Here is a 19161-nt window from a genome sequence, read left to right as displayed (position 1 = left end):
GTCGCAGGTTTTCGCCCAGGTGTTCGCAGCGCCTATTGTTGTTCCTTGTGCTCTCTGTCGTTCCTCGCCCCGTAGTTGTCCGGGCCCCGTCCAAGGTGAATCTCCACCTTGCCGTCGGGGACCTGCGAGACGACGGCTATCACGAACTGACGACCGTTTTTCAGGCATTGTCGCTGGCAGACACCGTCACGGTGGCGCCTGCGGACACCTTGACCGTGCGGGTGATCGGCGACGACGCCGCGGCCGTACCGACCGATCGCACCAATCTCGTGTGGCGTGCCGCCGAGATGCTGGCGGCCGAGGGTGGCGTGGCCCCGAATGTCGAGATCGTCATCGAGAAAGGCATTCCCGTCGCAGGCGGTATGGCCGGCGGGAGCGCCGACGCGGCAGCCGCGTTGGTTGCGCTCAATTCGTTGTGGAAACTCGACTTCTCGCGGCCTGATCTCGACGCCTTCGCGGCACGTCTCGGGAGTGACGTTCCGTTCTCGCTGCACGGTGGCACTGCCCTCGGGACCGGTCGCGGTGAACAACTTGTCCCCGTCTTGACGCGCCGCACCTTTCACTGGGTGTTGGCGCTGGCCAAGGGAGGCTTGAGCACGCCGGTTGTCTTCCGGGAACTCGACAAGCTTCGCGCCGAAGGCACACCGAATCGATTGGGTAACGCTGACGAGTTGATTCACGCGCTCACCACCGGTGACCCTCATGTGCTCGCCCCGCTGCTCGGAAACGATCTGCAGGCGGCAGCACTCTCACTCAACCCGGATCTACGACGGACGCTGCGAGCGGGTGTCGAAGCCGGAGCTTTGGCCGGCATCGTCTCCGGCTCCGGACCGACGTGCGCCTTTCTCTGCGCCGACGCACAGTCCGCGGTGGAAGTGAGCGCAGAACTTGCGGGAGCGGGGGTGTGCCGCACCGTTCGCGTGGCGAGCGGACCCGTTCCCGGAGCACGAATACTCGACAATGCGGCAAAGGGACAGCACTGATGGCGAATCTGATCAATCTGGAAAACGTGTCGAAGTCTTTCGGCGTCAAGCCGTTGCTCGACGGGGTCTCCCTGGGCGTGGAGGAAGGCGAGCGCATCGGTGTCGTCGGCCTCAACGGTGGCGGCAAGACGACCATGCTCGAAGTCCTCGCGGGTGTGGAGCAGCCGGATTCGGGACGCGTGAGCCGCGTCGGCGGATTGCGCATGGCCGTCGTGACGCAGCGCGGTGTGTTGCCTCCCGGCTCCACGGTCGGTGAAGTGGTCCTGGGGCCGCTCGGAGTGGCTCAGCACGAGTGGGCCGGCGACGCGCGCATTCGTTCGGTGCTCTCGGGTATCGGCATCGACAACTTGGGCGCCGGCGGCGAGCGGTCCGCATTGGACGCCAAGGTCGACGGCTTGTCCGGCGGTGAGCGTCGCCGCGTGGCTCTCGCTGCGGCTCTGGTTCAGGACCTCGATCTGCTGGTGCTCGACGAGCCGACCAACCACCTAGACGTCGAAGGTGTTCAGTGGTTGGCCGAGCACCTCGTCTCGCGTCGCAGCGCGCTTGTCGTCGTGACCCACGATCGCTGGTTCCTCGACACCGTCGCCACCCGCACCTGGGAGGTTGTCGGTGGCGGCGTCGAAAGCTACGAGGGTGGCTACAACGACTGGGTGTTCGCCCGCGCCGAGCGTTCGCGTCAGGCCGACGCTTCCGAAGAGCGTCGACGCAACCTTGCGCGCAAGGAACTCGCATGGCTTCGCCGCGGTGCGCCGGCCCGTACATCGAAGCCGAAGTACCGCATCGAGGCCGCGGAGGCCTTGATCGCCGACGTTCCGGCACCTCGTGACGCGGTGGCACTTGCGTCCTTCGCCCAGCGTCGACTCGGCAAGGTTGTCATCGAACTCGAAGACGCGCGTCTGGAGACCCCGGACGGCCGCGTACTCGTCGAGGATCTGACCTGGCGGCTCGCTCCGGGGGAGCGTGTAGGCCTGGTCGGTGTCAACGGCTCGGGCAAGACGACTCTGCTGCGGACGCTGGCCGGTGAACTCGAGCCCGCAGCAGGCAAGCGCATTCAGGGGCAGACCGTCCACATCGGTTGGCTCAAGCAGGAACTCGACGATCTGCCGACCGACATGCGTGTACTCGACGCGGTCAAGGACGTAGCCGAGCGAATCACGCTGGGGGACAAGGAAGTGTCAGCCGGTCAGCTGGCTGAGCGGCTGGGCTTCACACCGGCGCGTCAGCGCACCCCCGTCGGTGATCTGTCCGGTGGTGAGCGCCGCCGTCTGCAGTTGACGCGTGTTCTCATGGCCGAGCCCAACGTTCTGCTTCTCGACGAGCCCACCAACGATCTCGACATCGACACGCTTCAGCAACTCGAGGATCTGCTCGACGGCTGGGCGGGCACCATGGTGGTCATCTCGCACGACCGGTACCTGATCGAGCGCATCTGTGACACCACCTGGGCTCTCTTCGGTGATCGCAAGCTCACCAACCTGCCGGGTGGTATCGAGGACTACCTGCGTCGACGCGCAGCGATGGGGGATGGCGACAACCCGTCAGTGGCCTCGACCGCGAGTGGTGCGTCGAAGAGCAAGCAGGTCCGCGACGGTGCCGCGGATCGCGCTGCACGCAAGGAACTTTCGAAGCTCGAGCGGTCCATTGCGAAGTTCGACGACCGCGAGAAGAAGCTGCACGCTTCCCTCGCCGACGCAGCCACCGACCCGGACAAGCTGCAGAAGCTCGGGGCTGAACTCAAGCAGGTCATCGCGGACAAGGAAGCCGCCGAGGAGCAGTGGATGGAGCTGTTCGCCGAGCTGGACGGCTAGGGGAACTTCGCTCCGAATTTCTTGAAGATTCGCTCTGGATCCACGCTCTCCGGTGCTTGCTCGCGTAGCAGCGCGTCCAGAACGATCCCGTCCAGTGCTGCGACCAACTCCGTTGCATCGGACGATGTCATGCCGCGTTCGACCAAGATGTCGACAAACCGATCCCGACCACGCACCAGTTCCACTGCGAGGTCGGGATCGTGGAATGACGCGATGATCAGTTCGTAACGCGCCCGGGTGCGGCCGGATTCAGGCCCCAGCCACCGGGCCACTTGTTGCTTCGGCGTCTCGCCTGGGCGAGGAAGATCGCCGTCCAGAAGGTGTCGCACCACCTCGACTATCAGTCCACGTTGATTTGCGAAGTAGTGCCGTGCGCTGCCGTGTGGCACGCCTGCCTCGTCTTCGACGCCTCTCATCGACCAGGCTCGAAACCCAACCCGGCCCAGCAGGTCGAGCCCGGCGTCCAGAAGTGCTTCTCGCGTCGATTTCTCCACGCAGAGAAGATACCGTGATACGTTCTTCTCCGCGTGGAGAAGTTCTTGAACTGGGTTGAACTCACTGGGGGTGAAGCATGGTCGTCTTTTTCGACATCCTGCTCGTGCTGTGTGTTGTTGCGATTGTGTGTTTTGCGGGGTATGTCTTCTATCGCGTGATATTGGACGACTAGGTGAATGTTGATGTACTTCAACAGGTCTCGAGTCTTCATGTTCCTGAAGTTGTCCGCTTTGTCTCTGGATATCGAAAGTATGTTCGATTAAGATTTCGGTATGGATAGTCGGGATGCGTGGCAGCTGGATGGTGAGGGCCTCAAGTGTGAGGTTCTGGATCTGGTGCGTGTCCGGCACGAGTTGCAGTCGCGGATGGTGTTGCTGATCGTGGAGATGTTTTCCCGTGAGGTTCTCGGCGGGAAGGGTTTTCGGGCGATCGCACAGTGGTTGCATGGTTCGACGAATTTGGAGATCGGTGAGTGCAGTCTGCTGGTCGGGTTGGCGCGGTTGTTGATGCTCGAACCTGTTGTGGGCGATGCGTTTCACCGTGGTGATGTGGATGCGTTGAAGGCGCGTCAGGTGGCGTCGTTTTGTCAGCATCCGCCGAAGAACATGACCCTGGCGGACGTGGACAAGGCCCGCGGGATTCTGCTTGATCTGGCATCGAAGAACATTGCGGATTGTGATGCGGTGCGGGCAGCGATCCGGAGGATCGAGAAGCAGTACGGAAAACGCGAGGATGGCGTCCCGGTCGGCGAGGATTCCGAACGTAACGAGTTCTACGCCTCTAAAGGCCTGTACGGCAGAGTGACGGTGAAGGGCGACTTGGATGCTGTGAACGGGGCCCGTCTGATCACGTTGTTGTCGAGTTTGTCGGCGCCGACGCCGGAGAAGGACGGTGTCAAGGACACGCGTACTCCGGCATTACGGCGTGCGGACGGGTTTTGTGAATTGTTGCGCCGGTATGAGCGGGCGGGGTTGGGTCCGATCGAGGGCGGCGTGAAACCGCACATCACGGTGACCGCGTCCGCGAAAGACATGACGGACCTTAAAGTTCTGAAAGACCTGTTGCCGTCCACCGAGGAGTTGGGGTTCGCGTGGACGGACTGGGTGGGCCCGATCAGTATCGACACCGCCCGGATGCTCGCCTGCGACTGCACCGTCACCCGAATCTTGTTGGATGAGAATGGTGTTCCGCTCGACTGCGGTAAGGAAGTGCGAACGGCGACGGTTCCGCAGCGACGGGCTCTTGCGGTGCGTGATGGCGGGTGCGCGTTTCCGGGGTGCGGGACGCCGTCGGGGTGGTGCGATGCCCATCATATTGTTCACTGGAACGATGGTGGCCCAACAGATCTCGACAATCTGATCTTGTTGTGCGGTCATCATCATCGGACGCTGCACCACACGGAGTGGCGGGTGGAGATCGGCCCGGATCGGAAGACGGTGTTCTACCCACCGATGTCGGTTGATCCGCACCAGCATCCGATCGGCGGGAACAGTCCGCCCACCGCGGCGTGAATCGCGACAACTGAAGACGTGAGCGCCGGGGCACAAACATGCCCCGGTGCTCACGGCTGTCGACCGTCAGAACGTGAGCGTGAGCTTCCCGTTCTCGTCGCTGATATGAACGGTCCGCCCGATCGCCGCCGGGTTGTCACCGCGAAGCTGGGTCAGTTCGGCGGCATTCTCGGGACCGGTGTGACCGGCGACACGGCCGCCGTCCGGCGTTGTTGCAATCACGAACCCGATCTCAGGTTCGCCAGTGCGACCGTATTCGACAGAGGCAGTGACGATTTCCGCAGTGCCCTGGTAATCGGTGATCAGTTCCGGAGCTTCCGCGGTCAAGGCACGTGCGTCGGGGTCACCGACGTACCCGTCGGCATGAGCGGCGGCCGACAGCAGTACGCAGTGCTGGTATGTGAGGAATCCACCGTTGGCGTGGACGAGGGCAAGGTTCGCGCCGTCGCGAATTCGCCTGGTGACTTCAGCGACGGAATGCAGGGTGTAGCTGTTGAGCGGTCCGCCGAAGAACGAGTGACCTCCGGTGACGCTTGGGATCGCGGTATCGGGAAGTCCGAGTTCGCGGATCAACAGCTTGGGCACGATCGGGAAGCAGCTGTAGGCATCGACGATGTCGAGTGCGTCGGCGCCGACTCCGGCACCATCGAGTGTGCGATGTACGGCGTCATGCATCGCGGCCGAGCTGTCGAAGCTGTTGCGGCTGAGGATGTCCAACGGGTCACTCGCACCAGCGCCGCCCCAGAGGTACACCAGTTTGCTTTCATCGATCCCGAACTCGCGGGCCGTCGACAACGAGCAGACGACAACGGCCGCAGCCTGATTGACGAAGGGCATGGCGTTGAGCATCAGTGGGTACGGCTCGGAGACCATCCGATTGCCAGGTCCGACGGTACCGATCTCGTCTGCCGATCGGATCTCCGACGTCCAGGAGGCGGGATTCTTCGATGCCAGTTCCGAGAAGGCGGCGTACATCTTCGCGGACCAGGCGAGCGATTCGCGGGCGCCGTGGCCGTCGGCAGCACTGAAACAGTTCTCGAAGAGCGGGTAGACGCGCGTCGGCACGATGAAACCGGCGCGCTGCATTTCAGGGCTTCCCAGGTCGGCCGGATCGAATCCGGGAGGCCCACCGGGCGCAGCGGTCCACCCGATCGAGTCGGGAGCGACTCCGGACTTTCGCAGCGCGGTGCTGCTGGCGTGCGATTCGCCGCCCACGAGCAGAGCAGCCGAGGATTCACCGCGAGCGATGGCCGCGCCGATCCGATCGAGGAGTGCCGCCGGCCAGTGGCCACCGATCGGCGAGGTAGAGGTGACAGTGGGAGTCGCGCCTAATCGTGAGGCAAGCAGCCCGGGGAGATCGTCGTACGACCAGCTGACCGTCTTGATCGCGAACACGGAATCGATCTGTGTTCCCAGCTCAGCGCGTCCACTGTCGTTCAATGCGGCGACGGTGGCGTCGTGAATCAAGTCAAGAGGTTCGCGGTGCCCGTCGGCAGGATTCCAGCGCAGATCGCCGACGCCGACGATGACCGGGATTCGTGATGCGTCAACCATCATGTACCTCTCGTTGCCGACCCGTAGCCGGGAGTTGCAGTCACGATATCGGGGACCCTGGTATGTGTAACTCTGGGGTCACAGTGAACAATTTTCGGGTTCCTATTTAGGTATGCCTAACGAAAGTCCTATACTCGTCTTCATGACAGCTGTGGCAGAGAGAATTTCGGTGCCCGTGGGGCCGCGTTCCATCGATCACCCCTACTCGATGACAACGGTGACTCTGAAGCTCTCTCATCAGCGGCAGTGGGCCCCGCATCGTCATCCTGAACATGAGCTGATCTGGGGAAACTCCGGTGGAATGCTCACGGTTGTCGCTGACGGCATCACCTGGGAGGTGCCGCCTTCGGCCGGACTGTGGCTGCCTGCCGGGGCGTTGCATGCCGTGAAGGCGGGCCCAGGTACCGAGTTCTTCTGCACGTACTTCCGGCCTGAGGCGCACGCCGCGCCGTCGGGTGTTCCGGGCTTGTTCGGTGTCAGCGCTCTGCTGCGTGAGGTACTCCTGCACATGCATCGGCGGAACATGCCCGACGAGGCGCGCAGTCGCGCCGAGCGGGTGGCCTTCGACATGTTGCAGCCGCTCGAAGTTGCTGCGGTGGAGGTTCCGATGCCGACCGATCCGCGAGCGCTGTTCGTTGCCGAAGCATTGGTCGCCAATCCGGCAGACCAGCGGTCGCTGTCCGAATGGGCGCTGACGGCTGGCGGTAGCGTCCGTACGCTGACGCGTGTGTTCGCTCAGGGCACGGGAATGACTTTTGCGCAGTGGCGAATTCAGGTTCGAGTCCGCGCAGCACTGACGTACCTGGCTGCTGGCGTGCCGGTTTCGGTTGTCAGTAGGCGGGTCGGATACGAAACTCCGAGTGCTTTTGTCGCAGTGTTCCGCCGGGTCACCGGCCGGACACCCGGCAGCATGATGAACAAGGGGAGCGTGGCTCCCGAATCGGTGCCGTATCTCCTGCACGCTTGAGTTGGGTTGCACCGGGCGGAAGTGCCCGGTGCAACTGTCGCGGTCAACGCCGCGGCGCGGACCACGCTTCCCACAGTTCCGCGTACCGACCCCCGAGGTTGACCAACTCGTCGTGAGAGCCGTGCTCGACGACGCGGCCGTCGTCCATCACCAGGATCTGATCTGCGTCGACGGCCTGTGAGAGTCGGTGTGCCACTGTGACAGCAGTGCGACCCCGGGTCAGAGCCAGAGCGGCATCGTCGAGGACCTTGGCTCCGGCGCTGCCCGCTTCGGCGGTCGCCTCGTCGAGAATCAGCAGCGGCGGATCCAGTAATTCGATTCTTGCCAACGCAAGTTGTTGGGCCTGTGTTGCGGTCAGCCGGTGTCCACCGTCTCCGACCACGGTTTCGAGTCCGTCCGGGAGTGCCCGCAGCCAATCGGAGGCGCCGACGGTTTCGAGCGCTGCGATGATGTCGCTGTCGGTTGCCGACGGGTCGGCCAGCCGCAGATCCTCGGCCAACGTGCCGGCAAAGACGTGGACCTCCTGAGTCACGAGGGCCACCGCGCTCCGAGAGGTCGACGGTGGCAGTTCGTTCCGGGGCACCGTCCCGATCTTCACGACGCCTTCGGTCGGTTCGTAGGTCCCCGCGACCAGTTTTGCGACTGTCGATTTTCCGGCTCCGGTAGCGCCGACGAGTGCCGTGACGGTTCCTGCCGGAAGGGTGATGTGGATGTCTCGCAGAACAGGAGCGTCGCCGCTTCGGTACGAGAATGTGACGCGTTCCAAAGACGCCGAGCTGTCGACAGGTTCCTGCGGATCGGTCGGTGCGGATGGCACGGGCGCAAGGGTGACTCCGACCAGGCGAGCCAACGCGATTGTGCCTTCCTGCAATTCGTCGAACACGCTGAGAACTGCGCCCACCGGATCGAAGAGGCGGTGGAAGAACAGGGCGGCGGCGGTGGCGGCGCCGATGCTGATCTGACCGTCTTTCACCAGCCAGAAGCCTGTGATCAGCACAGCGGACAGGCCGATGTACTCCGCGATGTTGAGCCGGCCGAAGAATCTGGTGCGTAGACGCGTGGTCAACAAGCTCAGGCGGACGGCGGCCATCGATCGAGATTCGATCTGTTCGAGATGCGGCTGGGCCAGGCGAAGCGATCCGACGGTGTCGGAGTTGCTCAGCGAGTCCAGGAGCTGTTGCGCACGTGCACCTTCCGCCTCTCGCTCCTCGCGATAGACCGGTGCCGACCTCGAGAGGTACCAGCGCAGTGCTTGGATCTGGATGGGTGCCGCGATCACCGCGGCGACGGCGAATCTCCAATCGAGGCTACCCAATCCGATCAGCGTCAACACGATGGTCAGTGCCGCGGTGGCAAAAACCGGAAGTGCTTCGGATACGGCCCGAGTCACCAACCGCACGTCGCCGGTGATGCGGGAGACCAGGTCTCCGCGCCCGGCGCGTTCGACGTCGCTCTGGGGAAGATCGAGAACCCGGACGACAACTTCTTCGCGCAGGTCGGCGACAACACGTTCACCGACACCGGCAAGCAGGTAGTTGCTCACTCCGACGAGAAGGGATGAGGCAACCGCGATGCCGACCACCGCGAGAGTCAGTGTGCCGATGCGAGAGACAGCGTCGCCGTCTCCGTCGGTCACGGCGTCGACCATGGCGCCGAGGACCAGCGGTGTGAGCAGACCGATCGCGGTCGCGGCGGTCAGGGTGACGACTGCTGCGATCGCGGAAATCCGGTGGGGTCCCATCAACCGAAGTGCCGCGCGGCGAGCTTGTTTCGGTGTTGCGGTGGGGAGTAGTTCGTTCACAGCTCGATCACCCGATCGCAGATATCGAGCAGCACGGGGCTGCTGGTCAGGAGTATTGTGGCGTGCGCCCCGCGTACCTCGGCGATCCCGCGAGCAATGCGCGCTTCGGTGACGGAGTCGACGGCAGTGGTGGGATCGTGCAGCACCAGGACGGGCGCTTCGCTCGCCAGTGCCCTCGCCAACGCGATGCGCTGACGCTGTCCGCCGGACAAAGAATTCCCTTGCTCGGTGACTCGGGTGGCGAGGCCGAGCGGCAGCGCCGAGATCACTTGATCTGCGGCGGCAGCGGCGATGGCCTCGTCGTTGCGGCGACCGATCGGTGCGAGGGCGTCGATGTTGTCGCCGACTGTGCCGATGAACAGTGCCGCGTCGTGCGGTGCTGCCAGAACGTGAGTGCGAAGTTCGTCGATGTGCAGCTCGTGAATGGCGTTGTCGCCGAGATGAATTGTTCCGCTCGAAGGCTCGATTCGACGCGCCAGTGCGTCGACCAACGCATCCGCCCATGCGGCATTCTCGGTGACGATGCCGATGATCTCGCCGCGTTTGACGTCGAGATCGACTGGTGACGCTCCGGCCAACACGACGTCGCGCAGCGTCAGGAACTCGGAGTGATTCAGGGGCACAGGTTCACCCGCGGGAGTCACAGCCTCGGTGGTCCCGAGAAGTGCTGCGACGCGGTTGGCGGAAGCACGCGCCCGTGCCAGGCCGGCGCCGAAGTAGATGATGTCGATCAACGGACCGCGAAGGAACTGTGCCAGACCAACCACGGCAACGAATTCACCGACCGAGATGCTCCCGGACGCTGCCATCCGTCCACCCACGTACGCGATGACAGCGAGGAAAGCGCCGGCGATCGCAACATTGGCGGCGGAGTACATCGCTTGGTATCTCTGTGCGCGAAGGGTTGCTTCCAACGAAGTCCGGCTGGCTCCCCGATACCGCTGCGCTGCAGCATCTCCGGCGCCGATGCCGGAGAGGATTCGGAGTCCGGAGAGCAGATCTGCGGCCAGGGCACCGGCCTTGGCGCCCTGCCATTGATCGGTTTCGGCTCGGCGTTCGAGCGGCCGACTGACCAACTGCATGAGAGCCAGCACCGGGGGAGTGCCGAGGATGACGAGCAGGCCGAGTGGCACCGAAATCACCAGCAGCGAGATCGCGGCGGTCAGCACTCCGCAGGCGGCCGCAAGTTTTGTGCTCAGCGTGTGGGTGAATCCGGCCACCGAACCCGCGTCGGATGTTGCAATCGAGTAGACCTCGCCAGGCATGCGCCGCGGCGACATGCCGTGCGGATCGAGGCCTCGGCGCGCGATGTCCATCCGCAAGCGATGTGCACCGTGCTCGGTGACGGAATCGGAGATGCGTGCAGCGAAGCGCCAACTGAGCAACAAGCCGGTGAAGAGAATTCCGAGAACGAGGATCCACTTTCCGAGTGCGGCGGCATCGCTGGTCGCGACAGCACGGTCGATCACCGCACCGATCACTACCGGCACCAACGCTTCCGCGACCTGGTGGCCGGTGAAGCCGACGGACGCCGCCGCCAGCTTGGCTCCGCGACCTTCGGAAGCGATCGCGCGAGTGATTACCTGGCGCGGCGTGATCGCCGGGCCGGTTGGGGGACCGTTTGTCTCGGCCGAAAGAAGTGGTGTCGAAGGCACTGGGTCCACGCTAGGGATCGTGGGCGGTAGTCAGAAGTCACACCGGTGCCAATACTTGTCGTGAACAGGCCATATGTATTGCGTTGGCCGAATTGCGATAGTAGTTGGCCCCGTTGCAGCTGAGAAGGCATCGACTCATCGACAACACTGCAATAAATTAAGGTCTACCTTACTTAGCGCGGGTTAACTATGTCCGGAAGTCGGATTTGATCCTCGTGTTCGGGTCCGGTTCATGTTCCATCGATGTTGGAGATTGTTGTGAGTCTTGTGTTCGGCGAGGTACTTCACAAGGAGTACGTGACCCCGGGAATGGTTCGTATCGTGTTCGGAGGGGAGGAGCTGACCGCCTTCGAAACCACCGGTACCGGTGACGAATACCTGCGCCTCCACTTCCCGGTCCCGGCTACAGGCGAGTTCGTTCTACCGGCGGAAGATCCGGACGCACCGCGCGGTTGGCGGTACCCGGAGGGCGAGGAACCATCCCCGTGCCAGCCGTACACCGTGCGACGGTTCGATGCCGAAACCAGCCGAATGACAATCGACTTCGTCGTTCACGAGGGCGGAATCGCCAGCGACTGGGCGCAGAAAGCCGAGATCGGTGACAAGTTGGCGATCGGCGAGTCTCGTGGCCTCTACGAGCCGCCGGCCGACGCACGCTGGCAGGTGTTCGTCGCCGACGCAACCGGACTCCCCGCACTCGGTCGTTTGATCGAACAGTTGCCGGCCGGTATGTCGGCCAAGGCGATCGTCGAGGTGGTGGACGAGTCGCACAAGCAGCAGATCACCTCGGACGCCGACGTCGAGTTCATCTGGCTGGTCGGCAGTGGCAACGGTGTTGCACCGTCGAAGCTGCCGGACGCGGTTCGCGCGATGAACCTGCCCACCGAACTCGGATACGTGTGGGTTGCAGGCGAGAGCACGATGCTCCGTGACATCCGCAAGTACCTTCGCCACGAACTGAAGTTGCCGGGTGAGCAGTACAAGGTCATCGGCTACTGGACGTACAAGGCCGAGGTCTGGAACGCGAAGTACGAGGCCCTCGACGAGAGTGTCCGCGCGGCACTCGATGCGGCCTGGGAATCGGACCGCGACGAGGAAGAGATCCGCGACGAGGTCGAGAAGACTCTAGAGAGCGCCGGCTTGTGACCGTTGGATTAGACAAGAGTGCCGTCGACCAGAGTGCGGCTGACGAGAGAGCCGTCGACAAACACACCGAAGAACTGATCGACGAGTCGCTGCAAGAGAAGCAAAAGCAACCGGACGGCCTGGTATCGACCAACTCTCGTCGTATGGCGGGTCTTCTGGTGTGCCTGGTGGTGCTCGCCGCCGTGCTCCTTCTGAGTATCGCGGTGGGATCGAAGACCATTCCGTTCGGGACCGTGATCGACGCGCTGGTGAACTACGACGACTCGAACGATCACGTGATCATCCGTGACCTGCGGCTGCCGCGTACTCTGCTCGGTCTGATAGTCGGCATGGCGCTCGGCGTGGCCGGTGGCCTCATCCAGGCGATGACACGAAATCCCTTGGCTGACCCCGGAATTCTCGGTGTCAATGCCGGCGCAGGCTTTGCGATGGTTGTTGCCGTCGCGGTCTTCGGCCTGACCAGCATCTGGTCGTACATCTGGTTCGCGTTCCTCGGAGCGGTGATAGCCACGGCGATCGTCTACACGCTGGGCTCGATCGGCCGAGGTGGTGCGACGCCCATTCGGCTGACGCTGGCCGGTGTTGCCATCGGCTCCGTGCTCGGCGGCATCTCGTCCGGCATCACCTTGCTCAACCCGACCGCCTTCGACCAGATGCGCCAGTGGAATGCCGGCTCACTCAGCGGACGTTCCCTGGAAATCGTTCTGGCTGTTGCGCCCTTCATCCTCATCGGGCTATTCCTGGCGCTCGCGTTGGCGCGCCAACTCAACGCCGTGGCCTTGGGTGACGATCTGGCACGTTCGCTCGGTGCCAACATCACTCGCACTCGTATCCTCGGTGTCATCGCGGTGACCTTGCTGTGTGGCGCAGCGACAGCTGCGGCCGGCCCGATCGGATTCGTCGGTCTGATGGTTCCGCACGTCGCGAGATGGTTCGTCGGACCGGATCAGCGATGGATTCTCCCGTACACGTTGGTGTGCTCGCCGATTCTGCTTCTCTTCTCCGACGTCGTCGGCCGAATCGTGCTGCGCCCGGGTGAACTTCAGGTCGGCATCGTCACGGCATTCATCGGAGCTCCGGTGCTGATCATGCTGGTGCGTCGAAGCAAGGTGAGCGGTCTGTGAGCATCGATTTCGGGCGCCCCACCACGGTGGTGCGCTCACCCAAAGAAGGCTGGTCCGCGCGGATCGACGTCCGCACGGTCACGGTCTGTCTCATCCTCGTTGCGCTTGCACTGGCGATCGGCGTCATCGCCCTCGGTAGTGGTGACTACCAGGTGCCGATCGGGGACGTTCTCGGCGCACTGTTCGGCGAAGCGCCCGCGCGTATCCACATGGTCGTCGTGGAATGGCGTCTGCCCCGAGTTCTGTTGGCGCTGATGCTCGGTGCGGCACTCGGCATGAGTGGTGCAATCTTCCAGTCGCTCACCAGGAACCCGTTGGGTAGCCCGGACATCATCGGCTTCAACTCCGGTGCGTACACGGGCGCTCTTGTGGTCATCCTCCTCATCGGTGGTACTTACTACGAGATCGCAGTCGGTGCTCTGGTGGGCGGAATCGCGACCGCAGCAGTTGTTTACCTCCTTGCGTACAAGCGTGGTGTGCAGGGATTCCGGTTGATCATCGTCGGTATCGCCATCAGTGCGATGTTGGGCTCGGTCAACACCTGGATGATTCTCAAGGCGAAGCTTGACGACGCCATGGCCGCGGCAGTGTGGGGTGCCGGTTCGTTGAACGGTCTCGGCTGGACTCAGGTGTGGCCGGTGGTCGTCGTGCTGGCCATCCTCGTTCCGCTGATCCTGGTGTTGGGCAGGCGGATGCAGATGCTCGAGATGGGCGACGACGCCGCCAAGGCGCTCGGCGTCCGGGCCGAACCCACGCGGCTTTCCCTGGTTGTTCTGGGTGTCGCTCTGACGGCCATGGTGACAGCAGCGGCCGGACCGATCGGGTTCGTCTCGCTGGCGGCTCCGCAATTGGTGAGGCGATTGACCGGTAGTGCCGGAGTGACCCTGCTGCCGTCGGCAGCAATGGGTGGCGCGTTGTTGATGGTCAGCGACTGGGTGGCGCAGCGAGCTTTTGCACCGACACAGTTGCCGGTCGGCGTCGTCACCGTCTCCATCGGTGGCATCTATTTTGTATGGCTTCTCGCGCGAGAGGCCCGTAAGCAGTGATCGGTGAAGGAACGAGGAACAGCGTGAACGAGGCAAGTGCGGCGGGCGTCGTGGCTGAGAAGACGAATCGGCTTCGCGCCGAGGACGTCACGATCGGGTACGACAAGCGCGTCATCTCGGAGCACCTCGATGTCGAGATCCCCGACGGTGGCTTCACCGTCATCGTCGGTCCCAACGCCTGCGGCAAGTCGACACTTCTGCGTGCGTTGTCCCGGTTGCTCAAGCCGACCACCGGCAAGGTTCTTCTCGACGGCAAAGCGATCACGTCGTACCCGGCCAAGGAAGTTGCGAGGCGGCTCGGGCTTCTGCCGCAGACGTCGATCGCCCCGGACGGTATCAAGGTCGCCGATCTGGTTGCGCGAGGACGTTATCCGCATCAGAAGCTGATCCGTCAGTGGTCGCGAGAGGACGAGGCCGCCGTCATCAAGGCGATGGAGGCAACCAAGGTCACGGATCTGTCGGCAAGGCCGGTCGACGAACTGTCCGGTGGTCAGCGCCAACGTGTCTGGGTCGCGATGGTTCTCGCGCAGCAGACTCCGTTGGTGCTGCTGGACGAGCCGACGACGTTCCTCGACATCGCGCATCAGATCGAGCTTCTGGAGTTGTGCCGCGATCTGAACGAGAACGACGGGCACACGCTGGTGGCTGTGCTTCACGATCTCAATCACGCGTGCCGCTACGGAACTCACATCATCGCGATGAAGGACGGCGCCGTGGTCGCCGAAGGCCCGCCCGCGGAGATCATCACCGAAGAACTGGTGCAGGAGGTGTTCGGCATGGCGTGCCGCATCATCGACGATCCGGTTTCCCACACACCACTTGTCATTCCGCTGGGACGCGAGCGTCAGCGAAACATCGAAGGAGCAAAGGTATGACACTCGTCCTGGATACGCAGGTCACCGATTCGGAGTGGGCTCAGATCGTCGACCGCATTTCACGGCGCCGATTCTTCGGTGGCGCAGCCGGTGTGGCTGCAGCACTGGCGCTGAGTGCGTGTGGAACTTCCGATGCCGAGTCGGACTCGGCCAGTGACACTCTCCCGTACACGTGGGGCGAGTTCAGCGGCGACGTTCCGCGCGACCCCAAGCGCGTTGTGGTGCTGGACGGACGCGTCGACCTCGAATTCGCGATGATGATGGACTACCCGATCGTCGGTTCGGGGAACTTCTGGTTCCCCGATGCCAAGGCAGGATTCCAGTTTCCCGGCCGCACCATCGAGGACGCGAGCTTCGTCAACGTAGCCGGCGATTTCTCCACCAATTTCGAGGCTCTGCTCGCTCTCGAACCCGATCTGATCGTGATCACTGCGATCGGTTACACGAGTGACTGGTACGGCACCGAGCGCTTGTCTTCGATCGCGCCACTGTTGGTGGTCGGCGACGACGTCGAACCGATCGCCGGACACCCGGTCGACTGGCGAGGTGCGCTGATGGCGCAGGCGAGCCAACTCGCCCGTGTGGCAATCGCCGAGGCTTCCATCGCGGAGTACGACGACAAGCTCGCGAGACTGCGACCCATGTTGCAGGAGAAGCTGGGCGGAAAGAAGATCGTGTTGGGTGTTCAGACGCCGACCGGATTCCTTGTGCATCAGCGGAATCTGCGGATCAGTGTTGCAATCGATGCCGGCCTGGACGTGCTTTTCCGTGACGACGACAATGCAGAGAACTCGTTCGAGTTGTCGTTCGAGCAACTCGACACCTTGGCTCCGGCGGATGTGATCATCGCCCAAGCTCGCGATCAGGAAGCGCTCGACGCGATCAAGTCGCAGCCGACGTGGCAGCGGTTGCCTGCAGTTCAAGCGGGCAACGTGTTGACCAGCGACGCGCGATACAACCAAGGATTTGCGCTCACCGCGGCCATCTTCCTCGACGTTCTCGAGGAAGCGGCCGGGCGAATCACTGCTGGGCAGTAATTCAGGCGACGTTGCGGGCCTGGTCGAGTAGTTGTGCAACCTGCTCGAACCAGGCGCCGTAATTGGCGTAGGTGTTGGGACGCTTGTCGTCGAAGTCGATCACCTGGTTCGCGGTCACCGCGGGCAGCTTGACGAACACGGGTGATGCTGCGAATGCTTCTGCCGACTTCGCGAACTGGAACACGATGTCCGCCGGGTAATCCGGCACCTGCTCCCAGCTTAGATCGGCCCAGCCTTTGTCGCCTCCCGGTCCGGTGAACTTCACACCGAGTTCCTTCAGATAGCCGAACTGGGCGAGCGCCGTTGTGCCTGCGTACAACTCGGAGCTGTCACCGTTCAGGGCGAGGACTTCGATGTCGTCGAACTTGGCCGCGGCAGTTCGGATTCGCTCTGCACCGGATTCGAATGCTTCCTTGCCCTCGCGTGCTGCGGCTGCGCCGGTGTTCCCGCCGAGAGCTTCGGCGAGTGAGGCGTATTCGCTCAACACGTCCGGTGTCGAGGCTCCGGAGAACTTGACGCCGACAAACGGTGCAACATTGTTGACGGTGTTGCCCATCGGCTCGTCCCACCAAGTCCATCGCGTCGGGTCGTCGCTGTTGCCGTACCCGATGACGAGGTCGGGGTCCAGTGCCGCAAGTGCTTCCGCGCTGAGTTCGCCTTCACGGCCGACGACCGTCATGGTCGACTCGTCGGCATGATCGGTGACGTCGGGATTGCCGACGCCGTAACCGAAGATGCCGACCGGCCGAATACCGTAGTCCCACAGCGCAGCAGCGGAATACGCGTCGACGACGATCCGCTCCGGGGCGTGATCGAGGGTGATCGTGTTTCCGTATCCCGTTGTGTAACTCCAGGACTGGTCGGCGGACCTGGTCTCGGTAGAAGGTGATGCGTCGCTACTTCCGCAACCGGTGAGCAGGAGTGCGGCGACGGCGGGTAGTGCGGCGAATCCGGCGAACCGGCGGGTGAGTTTCATGAAAACCTTCCGAACATGGCGAACTAAGCTAGGTAAGCCTAACCTGATGTTTCGTTCGGGTGTTCTCCGGGTCAGGCGCCCTGCCACATCTGAAGCCATTCGCTCCAGGATGGGGGAGTGATCGACGGTTGAGGTGTTCCGCCACGAAGTCCGTCGAGCATGAAATCGAGATAACGCGTGTGTATTTCGGTGGCTCGATCGCCCTCGATCGGCAGAGTCGGCCGCAGATGCACTGTCATGAGCATGACGTCTGCAGCAGTGAAGCCGGGCGGGACTTCGCGAGCGTCGACGCAGACGTCGACCATGGATTGCAAGGCGGCCTCCAATTCTTCGGCGGCACGAGTGACTTCGGCGTGTTCAGGCAACCTGCCGCCGAGGACCGGAATGAGCGGTCCCACCGATTCGGTGAGATATCGCGAGAAGAACGTCTTCAATACGGCTTCATCGGTTTTCGCGGTGCTCACGCACTCTCGGGCAAGGGTGGCGAGGTGATCGATCGCCCAGACGCGCAGGGATTGCGCCAGTTCCTCCTTGCCTCGGTATCGGCGATAGATGCTGCCGACGCCCACTCCGGCCCGTGCGGCAATCGCCGATACCGGTGCATTCCAACCCTGTTCGGCAAAAATCTCGCGCGCTGCTCGCAGCACGGTGACGTCGTTGTCTGCGGCTTCTCGGGCGCGTCCGGGGAGGCTCGCATTCTCTTTCGCCATTCCCACAGGCTAGCAATGCGTGGTTTACTCAATCGGAACGGAGTGTTCCGTTCCGATTCGATTCATGATTGGAGGAAGGTGTCGATGACGACCTTGGCAGAGGCGCCCACGCGATCCGGGAGCCGGGTGATCGCAGCCCTGGCTGGAGCGGTACTCGTCTACTCGCTCATGCAGACCATGCTGGTACCGGCGTTGCCGGTGTTGGGTGAGCATTTCGACACGTCCGTGGCGGTGACCGGGTGGATTCTTACGTCCTATCTGTTGGCGGCCGCGGTGATGGCTCCGATCGTCGGGGCAATGGGTGACCGGTTCGGCGACAAGCGAGTTCTGGTGATCGTTCTGATCATCTTTGCCCTCGCCACATTCGCCGCCGCGGCAGCGCCGAACATCGGGGTGCTGCTCGTCGTTCGGGCCGTCCAGGGAGTGAGTATGGCGAGCTTCCCGCTCGCGATGGCAGTGCTGCGGAGAACGGTAGTGGGCGCCGAGTTGTCTTCGGGGATAGGTTGGCTCGCTGGGACTTTGGGAATCGGTGCCGGAAGTGCACTGGTGATCGGCGGTGTCATTCTCGAGTATCTCAGTTGGCAGTGGTTGTTCGTGATCACCGGGATCTTGATCGTGCTCGCATTGGTCGCGGTGGTGGCCGTGGTTCCGGGTTCGCATCGCCGGCCGGGTATGCCGACGGACTGGGCCGGTGCCGGAGCACTGGCGTTCGGGTTGGTGAGCCTGCTCCTGGCGATCACCAAAGCCTCCGACTGGGGAGTTCTGTCGCTCGGATTCTGGGGTCTGGTTGTGATCGCGTTAGTTTCGTTCGCGACACTGATTGCCGTCGATTCCCGCCACGACGCGCCGATTGGCGACATGCGAGTCTTTCGGGACAAGCCGATGATGATCACCAGCGCACTCACTCTGGTGTTCGGATTCGTGCCGTACATCTTTTACCTCTGCCTGCCGCGGATCCTCCAGGCGCCGGACACGTCCACGTACGGAAGCGGATTCACTGTCGTGCAGACCGGGTTGGCGCTCTTGCCTGCCGCTGTACTCGTCTTTCTCGGCGGGCGTTTGACGCCGGCTCTCGCGCGGCGATACGGGCCGCGAGTACCGGCGGTGACAGCGCTGGCACTCATGGCGACGGGCGCGATCGGACTTGCAATCTGGCCGAGTTCGGTGGTTGCGATCGTGCTGTTCTTCTCCCTCGTCGGGTTGGGGAACGGCGTGGGGTTCGCGGTCTGTGCTCTGTTGGTTGCTTCGATCGTCCCGCCATCGGAGATGGCAGCGGCCAGTGGTGTCAACAGCGTGATCAGGACCGTGGGATCGGCGGTGGGTGCGCCGGTGACCACAGCAGTCCTGGCGATCGGTATTTCCGGTGATTCGTTCGGGGCGGCGTTCGTGATGGGCGCAGTCATCAGTGTTGTCGCGTGTCTGCCGGCGTTTGCACTTCCGGTGACGAGGGCTGCACAAACGGCCTGAGTTATT

At 63.1% G+C, this 19161-nt stretch carries 16 protein-coding genes; 10 read left to right on the top strand and 6 right to left on the bottom strand.

The features are described 5' to 3' along the window. Positions 1–47 precede the first annotated feature (47 nt). Together GJB56_RS14250 and GJB56_RS14245 are read left to right on the top strand one after the other, a co-directional pair. A complete protein-coding gene (locus tag GJB56_RS14250) occupies positions 48–983 on the top strand; it encodes a 4-(cytidine 5'-diphospho)-2-C-methyl-D-erythritol kinase (protein WP_113683211.1) in 936 nt (311 codons plus the stop codon). Beyond that, a complete protein-coding gene (locus tag GJB56_RS14245) occupies positions 983–2791 on the top strand; it encodes an ABC-F family ATP-binding cassette domain-containing protein (RefSeq protein ID WP_003946255.1) in 1809 nt (602 codons plus the stop codon). Before GJB56_RS14250 ends, GJB56_RS14245 begins: the two co-directional genes overlap by 1 nt. Here the strand turns inward: GJB56_RS14245 and GJB56_RS14240 are convergent. Then, the gene (locus GJB56_RS14240) at positions 2788–3285 is read right to left on the bottom strand and encodes a TetR/AcrR family transcriptional regulator (RefSeq protein ID WP_019744692.1); all 498 of its coding nucleotides are present in this window, start codon (positions 3283–3285) and stop codon (positions 2788–2790) included. The genes GJB56_RS14245 and GJB56_RS14240 overlap by 4 nt on opposite strands. 273 nt (positions 3286–3558) lie before the next feature. Here GJB56_RS14240 and GJB56_RS14235 point away from each other — a divergent pair, with 273 nt between their 5' ends. Beyond that, the gene (locus GJB56_RS14235) at positions 3559–4797 is read left to right on the top strand and encodes an HNH endonuclease signature motif containing protein (protein ID WP_113683210.1); all 1239 of its coding nucleotides are present in this window, start codon (positions 3559–3561) and stop codon (positions 4795–4797) included. A gap of 66 nt (positions 4798–4863) precedes the next feature. Here the strand turns inward: GJB56_RS14235 and GJB56_RS14230 are convergent, their stop codons facing one another. After that, positions 4864–6354 carry an acetyl-CoA acetyltransferase gene (locus GJB56_RS14230; RefSeq protein ID WP_113683209.1) on the bottom strand — a complete coding sequence of 497 codons (1491 nt, stop codon included), beginning with the start codon at positions 6352–6354 and terminating at the stop codon, positions 4864–4866. A 139-nt stretch (positions 6355–6493) separates the two neighbouring features. Here GJB56_RS14230 and GJB56_RS14225 point away from each other — a divergent pair, with 139 nt between their 5' ends. Beyond that, positions 6494–7318: a helix-turn-helix domain-containing protein gene (locus GJB56_RS14225; protein WP_003946247.1), complete on the top strand. Its 825-nt coding sequence runs from the start codon at positions 6494–6496 to the stop codon at positions 7316–7318. 43 nt (positions 7319–7361) lie between these two features. On the opposite strand, the gene GJB56_RS14220 is transcribed toward GJB56_RS14225, so the two are convergent. Together GJB56_RS14220 and GJB56_RS14215 are read right to left on the bottom strand one after the other, a co-directional pair. After that, positions 7362–9119 carry an ABC transporter ATP-binding protein gene (locus tag GJB56_RS14220; RefSeq protein ID WP_113683208.1) on the bottom strand — a complete coding sequence of 586 codons (1758 nt, stop codon included), beginning with the start codon at positions 9117–9119 and terminating at the stop codon, positions 7362–7364. Continuing rightward, on the bottom strand, positions 9116–10774 hold the full coding sequence (locus GJB56_RS14215; RefSeq protein ID WP_230091197.1) for an ABC transporter ATP-binding protein: 1659 nt from the start codon (positions 10772–10774) through the stop codon (positions 9116–9118). The genes GJB56_RS14220 and GJB56_RS14215 overlap by 4 nt, the downstream gene beginning before the upstream one ends. A 258-nt stretch (positions 10775–11032) precedes the next feature. Between GJB56_RS14215 and GJB56_RS14210 the strand changes: the two genes are divergently transcribed. From GJB56_RS14210 to GJB56_RS14190, 5 genes are read left to right on the top strand one after another with little or no spacing between them, the layout of a single operon-like run. Next, the gene (locus GJB56_RS14210) at positions 11033–11920 is read left to right on the top strand and encodes a siderophore-interacting protein (RefSeq protein WP_020970316.1); all 888 of its coding nucleotides are present in this window, start codon (positions 11033–11035) and stop codon (positions 11918–11920) included. After that, the gene (locus GJB56_RS14205) at positions 11917–13044 is read left to right on the top strand and encodes a Fe(3+)-siderophore ABC transporter permease (protein WP_020970315.1); all 1128 of its coding nucleotides are present in this window, start codon (positions 11917–11919) and stop codon (positions 13042–13044) included. The genes GJB56_RS14210 and GJB56_RS14205 overlap by 4 nt, the downstream gene beginning before the upstream one ends. Next, complete coding sequence (fepG, locus tag GJB56_RS14200; RefSeq protein WP_019744683.1) at positions 13041–14090, top strand: iron-enterobactin ABC transporter permease; 1050 nt, start codon at positions 13041–13043, stop codon at positions 14088–14090. Before GJB56_RS14205 ends, fepG begins: the two co-directional genes overlap by 4 nt. 23 nt (positions 14091–14113) lie before the next feature. After that, a complete protein-coding gene (locus GJB56_RS14195; protein ID WP_044479581.1) occupies positions 14114–14965 on the top strand; it encodes an ABC transporter ATP-binding protein in 852 nt (283 codons plus the stop codon). Then, the gene (locus GJB56_RS14190; protein WP_113683207.1) at positions 14962–16002 is read left to right on the top strand and encodes an ABC transporter substrate-binding protein; all 1041 of its coding nucleotides are present in this window, start codon (positions 14962–14964) and stop codon (positions 16000–16002) included. Before GJB56_RS14195 ends, GJB56_RS14190 begins: the two co-directional genes overlap by 4 nt. 1 nt (position 16003) lies before the next feature. On the opposite strand, the gene GJB56_RS14185 is transcribed toward GJB56_RS14190, so the two are convergent. Next, positions 16004–16978 carry an ABC transporter substrate-binding protein gene (locus tag GJB56_RS14185; RefSeq protein WP_113683206.1) on the bottom strand — a complete coding sequence of 325 codons (975 nt, stop codon included), beginning with the start codon at positions 16976–16978 and terminating at the stop codon, positions 16004–16006. 71 nt (positions 16979–17049) lie between these two features. After that, the gene (locus GJB56_RS14180; RefSeq protein WP_047890214.1) at positions 17050–17688 is read right to left on the bottom strand and encodes a TetR/AcrR family transcriptional regulator; all 639 of its coding nucleotides are present in this window, start codon (positions 17686–17688) and stop codon (positions 17050–17052) included. Between the two features lie 84 nt (positions 17689–17772). On the opposite strand from GJB56_RS14180, the gene GJB56_RS14175 reads away from it, so the two are divergent. Further along, positions 17773–19155, top strand: a complete 1383-nt coding sequence (locus GJB56_RS14175; protein ID WP_113683337.1) for an MFS transporter — start codon at positions 17773–17775, stop codon at positions 19153–19155. Positions 19156–19161: the final 6 nt, after the last annotated feature.

Source organism: Rhodococcus sp. AQ5-07 (assembly GCF_009707305.1).
Taxonomy (GTDB): Bacteria; Actinomycetota; Actinomycetes; order Mycobacteriales; family Mycobacteriaceae; genus Rhodococcus_F; species Rhodococcus_F erythropolis.
Note: the sequence above shows the minus strand (reverse complement) of the source record. Positions and strands in the feature narration are given on the sequence as shown.

What these genes read in the sequence shown, in the direction of transcription:
- GJB56_RS14235 (WP_113683210.1), top strand. Translation starts at nt 3,559, where the DNA reads ATGGATAGTCGGGATGCGTGGCAGCTGGATGGTGAGGGCCTCAAGTGT.
- GJB56_RS14190 (WP_113683207.1), top strand. Translation starts at nt 14,962, where the DNA reads ATGACACTCGTCCTGGATACGCAGGTCACCGATTCGGAGTGGGCTCAG.
- GJB56_RS14230 (WP_113683209.1), bottom strand. Translation starts at nt 6,354, where the DNA reads ATGATGGTTGACGCATCACGAATCCCGGTCATCGTCGGCGTCGGCGAT.
- GJB56_RS14180 (WP_047890214.1), bottom strand. Translation starts at nt 17,688, where the DNA reads ATGGCGAAAGAGAATGCGAGCCTCCCCGGACGCGCCCGAGAAGCCGCA.
- GJB56_RS14185 (WP_113683206.1), bottom strand. Translation starts at nt 16,978, where the DNA reads ATGAAACTCACCCGCCGGTTCGCCGGATTCGCCGCACTACCCGCCGTC.
- GJB56_RS14175 (WP_113683337.1), top strand. Translation starts at nt 17,773, where the DNA reads ATGACGACCTTGGCAGAGGCGCCCACGCGATCCGGGAGCCGGGTGATC.
- GJB56_RS14245 (WP_003946255.1), top strand. Translation starts at nt 983, where the DNA reads ATGGCGAATCTGATCAATCTGGAAAACGTGTCGAAGTCTTTCGGCGTC.
- GJB56_RS14225 (WP_003946247.1), top strand. Translation starts at nt 6,494, where the DNA reads ATGACAGCTGTGGCAGAGAGAATTTCGGTGCCCGTGGGGCCGCGTTCC.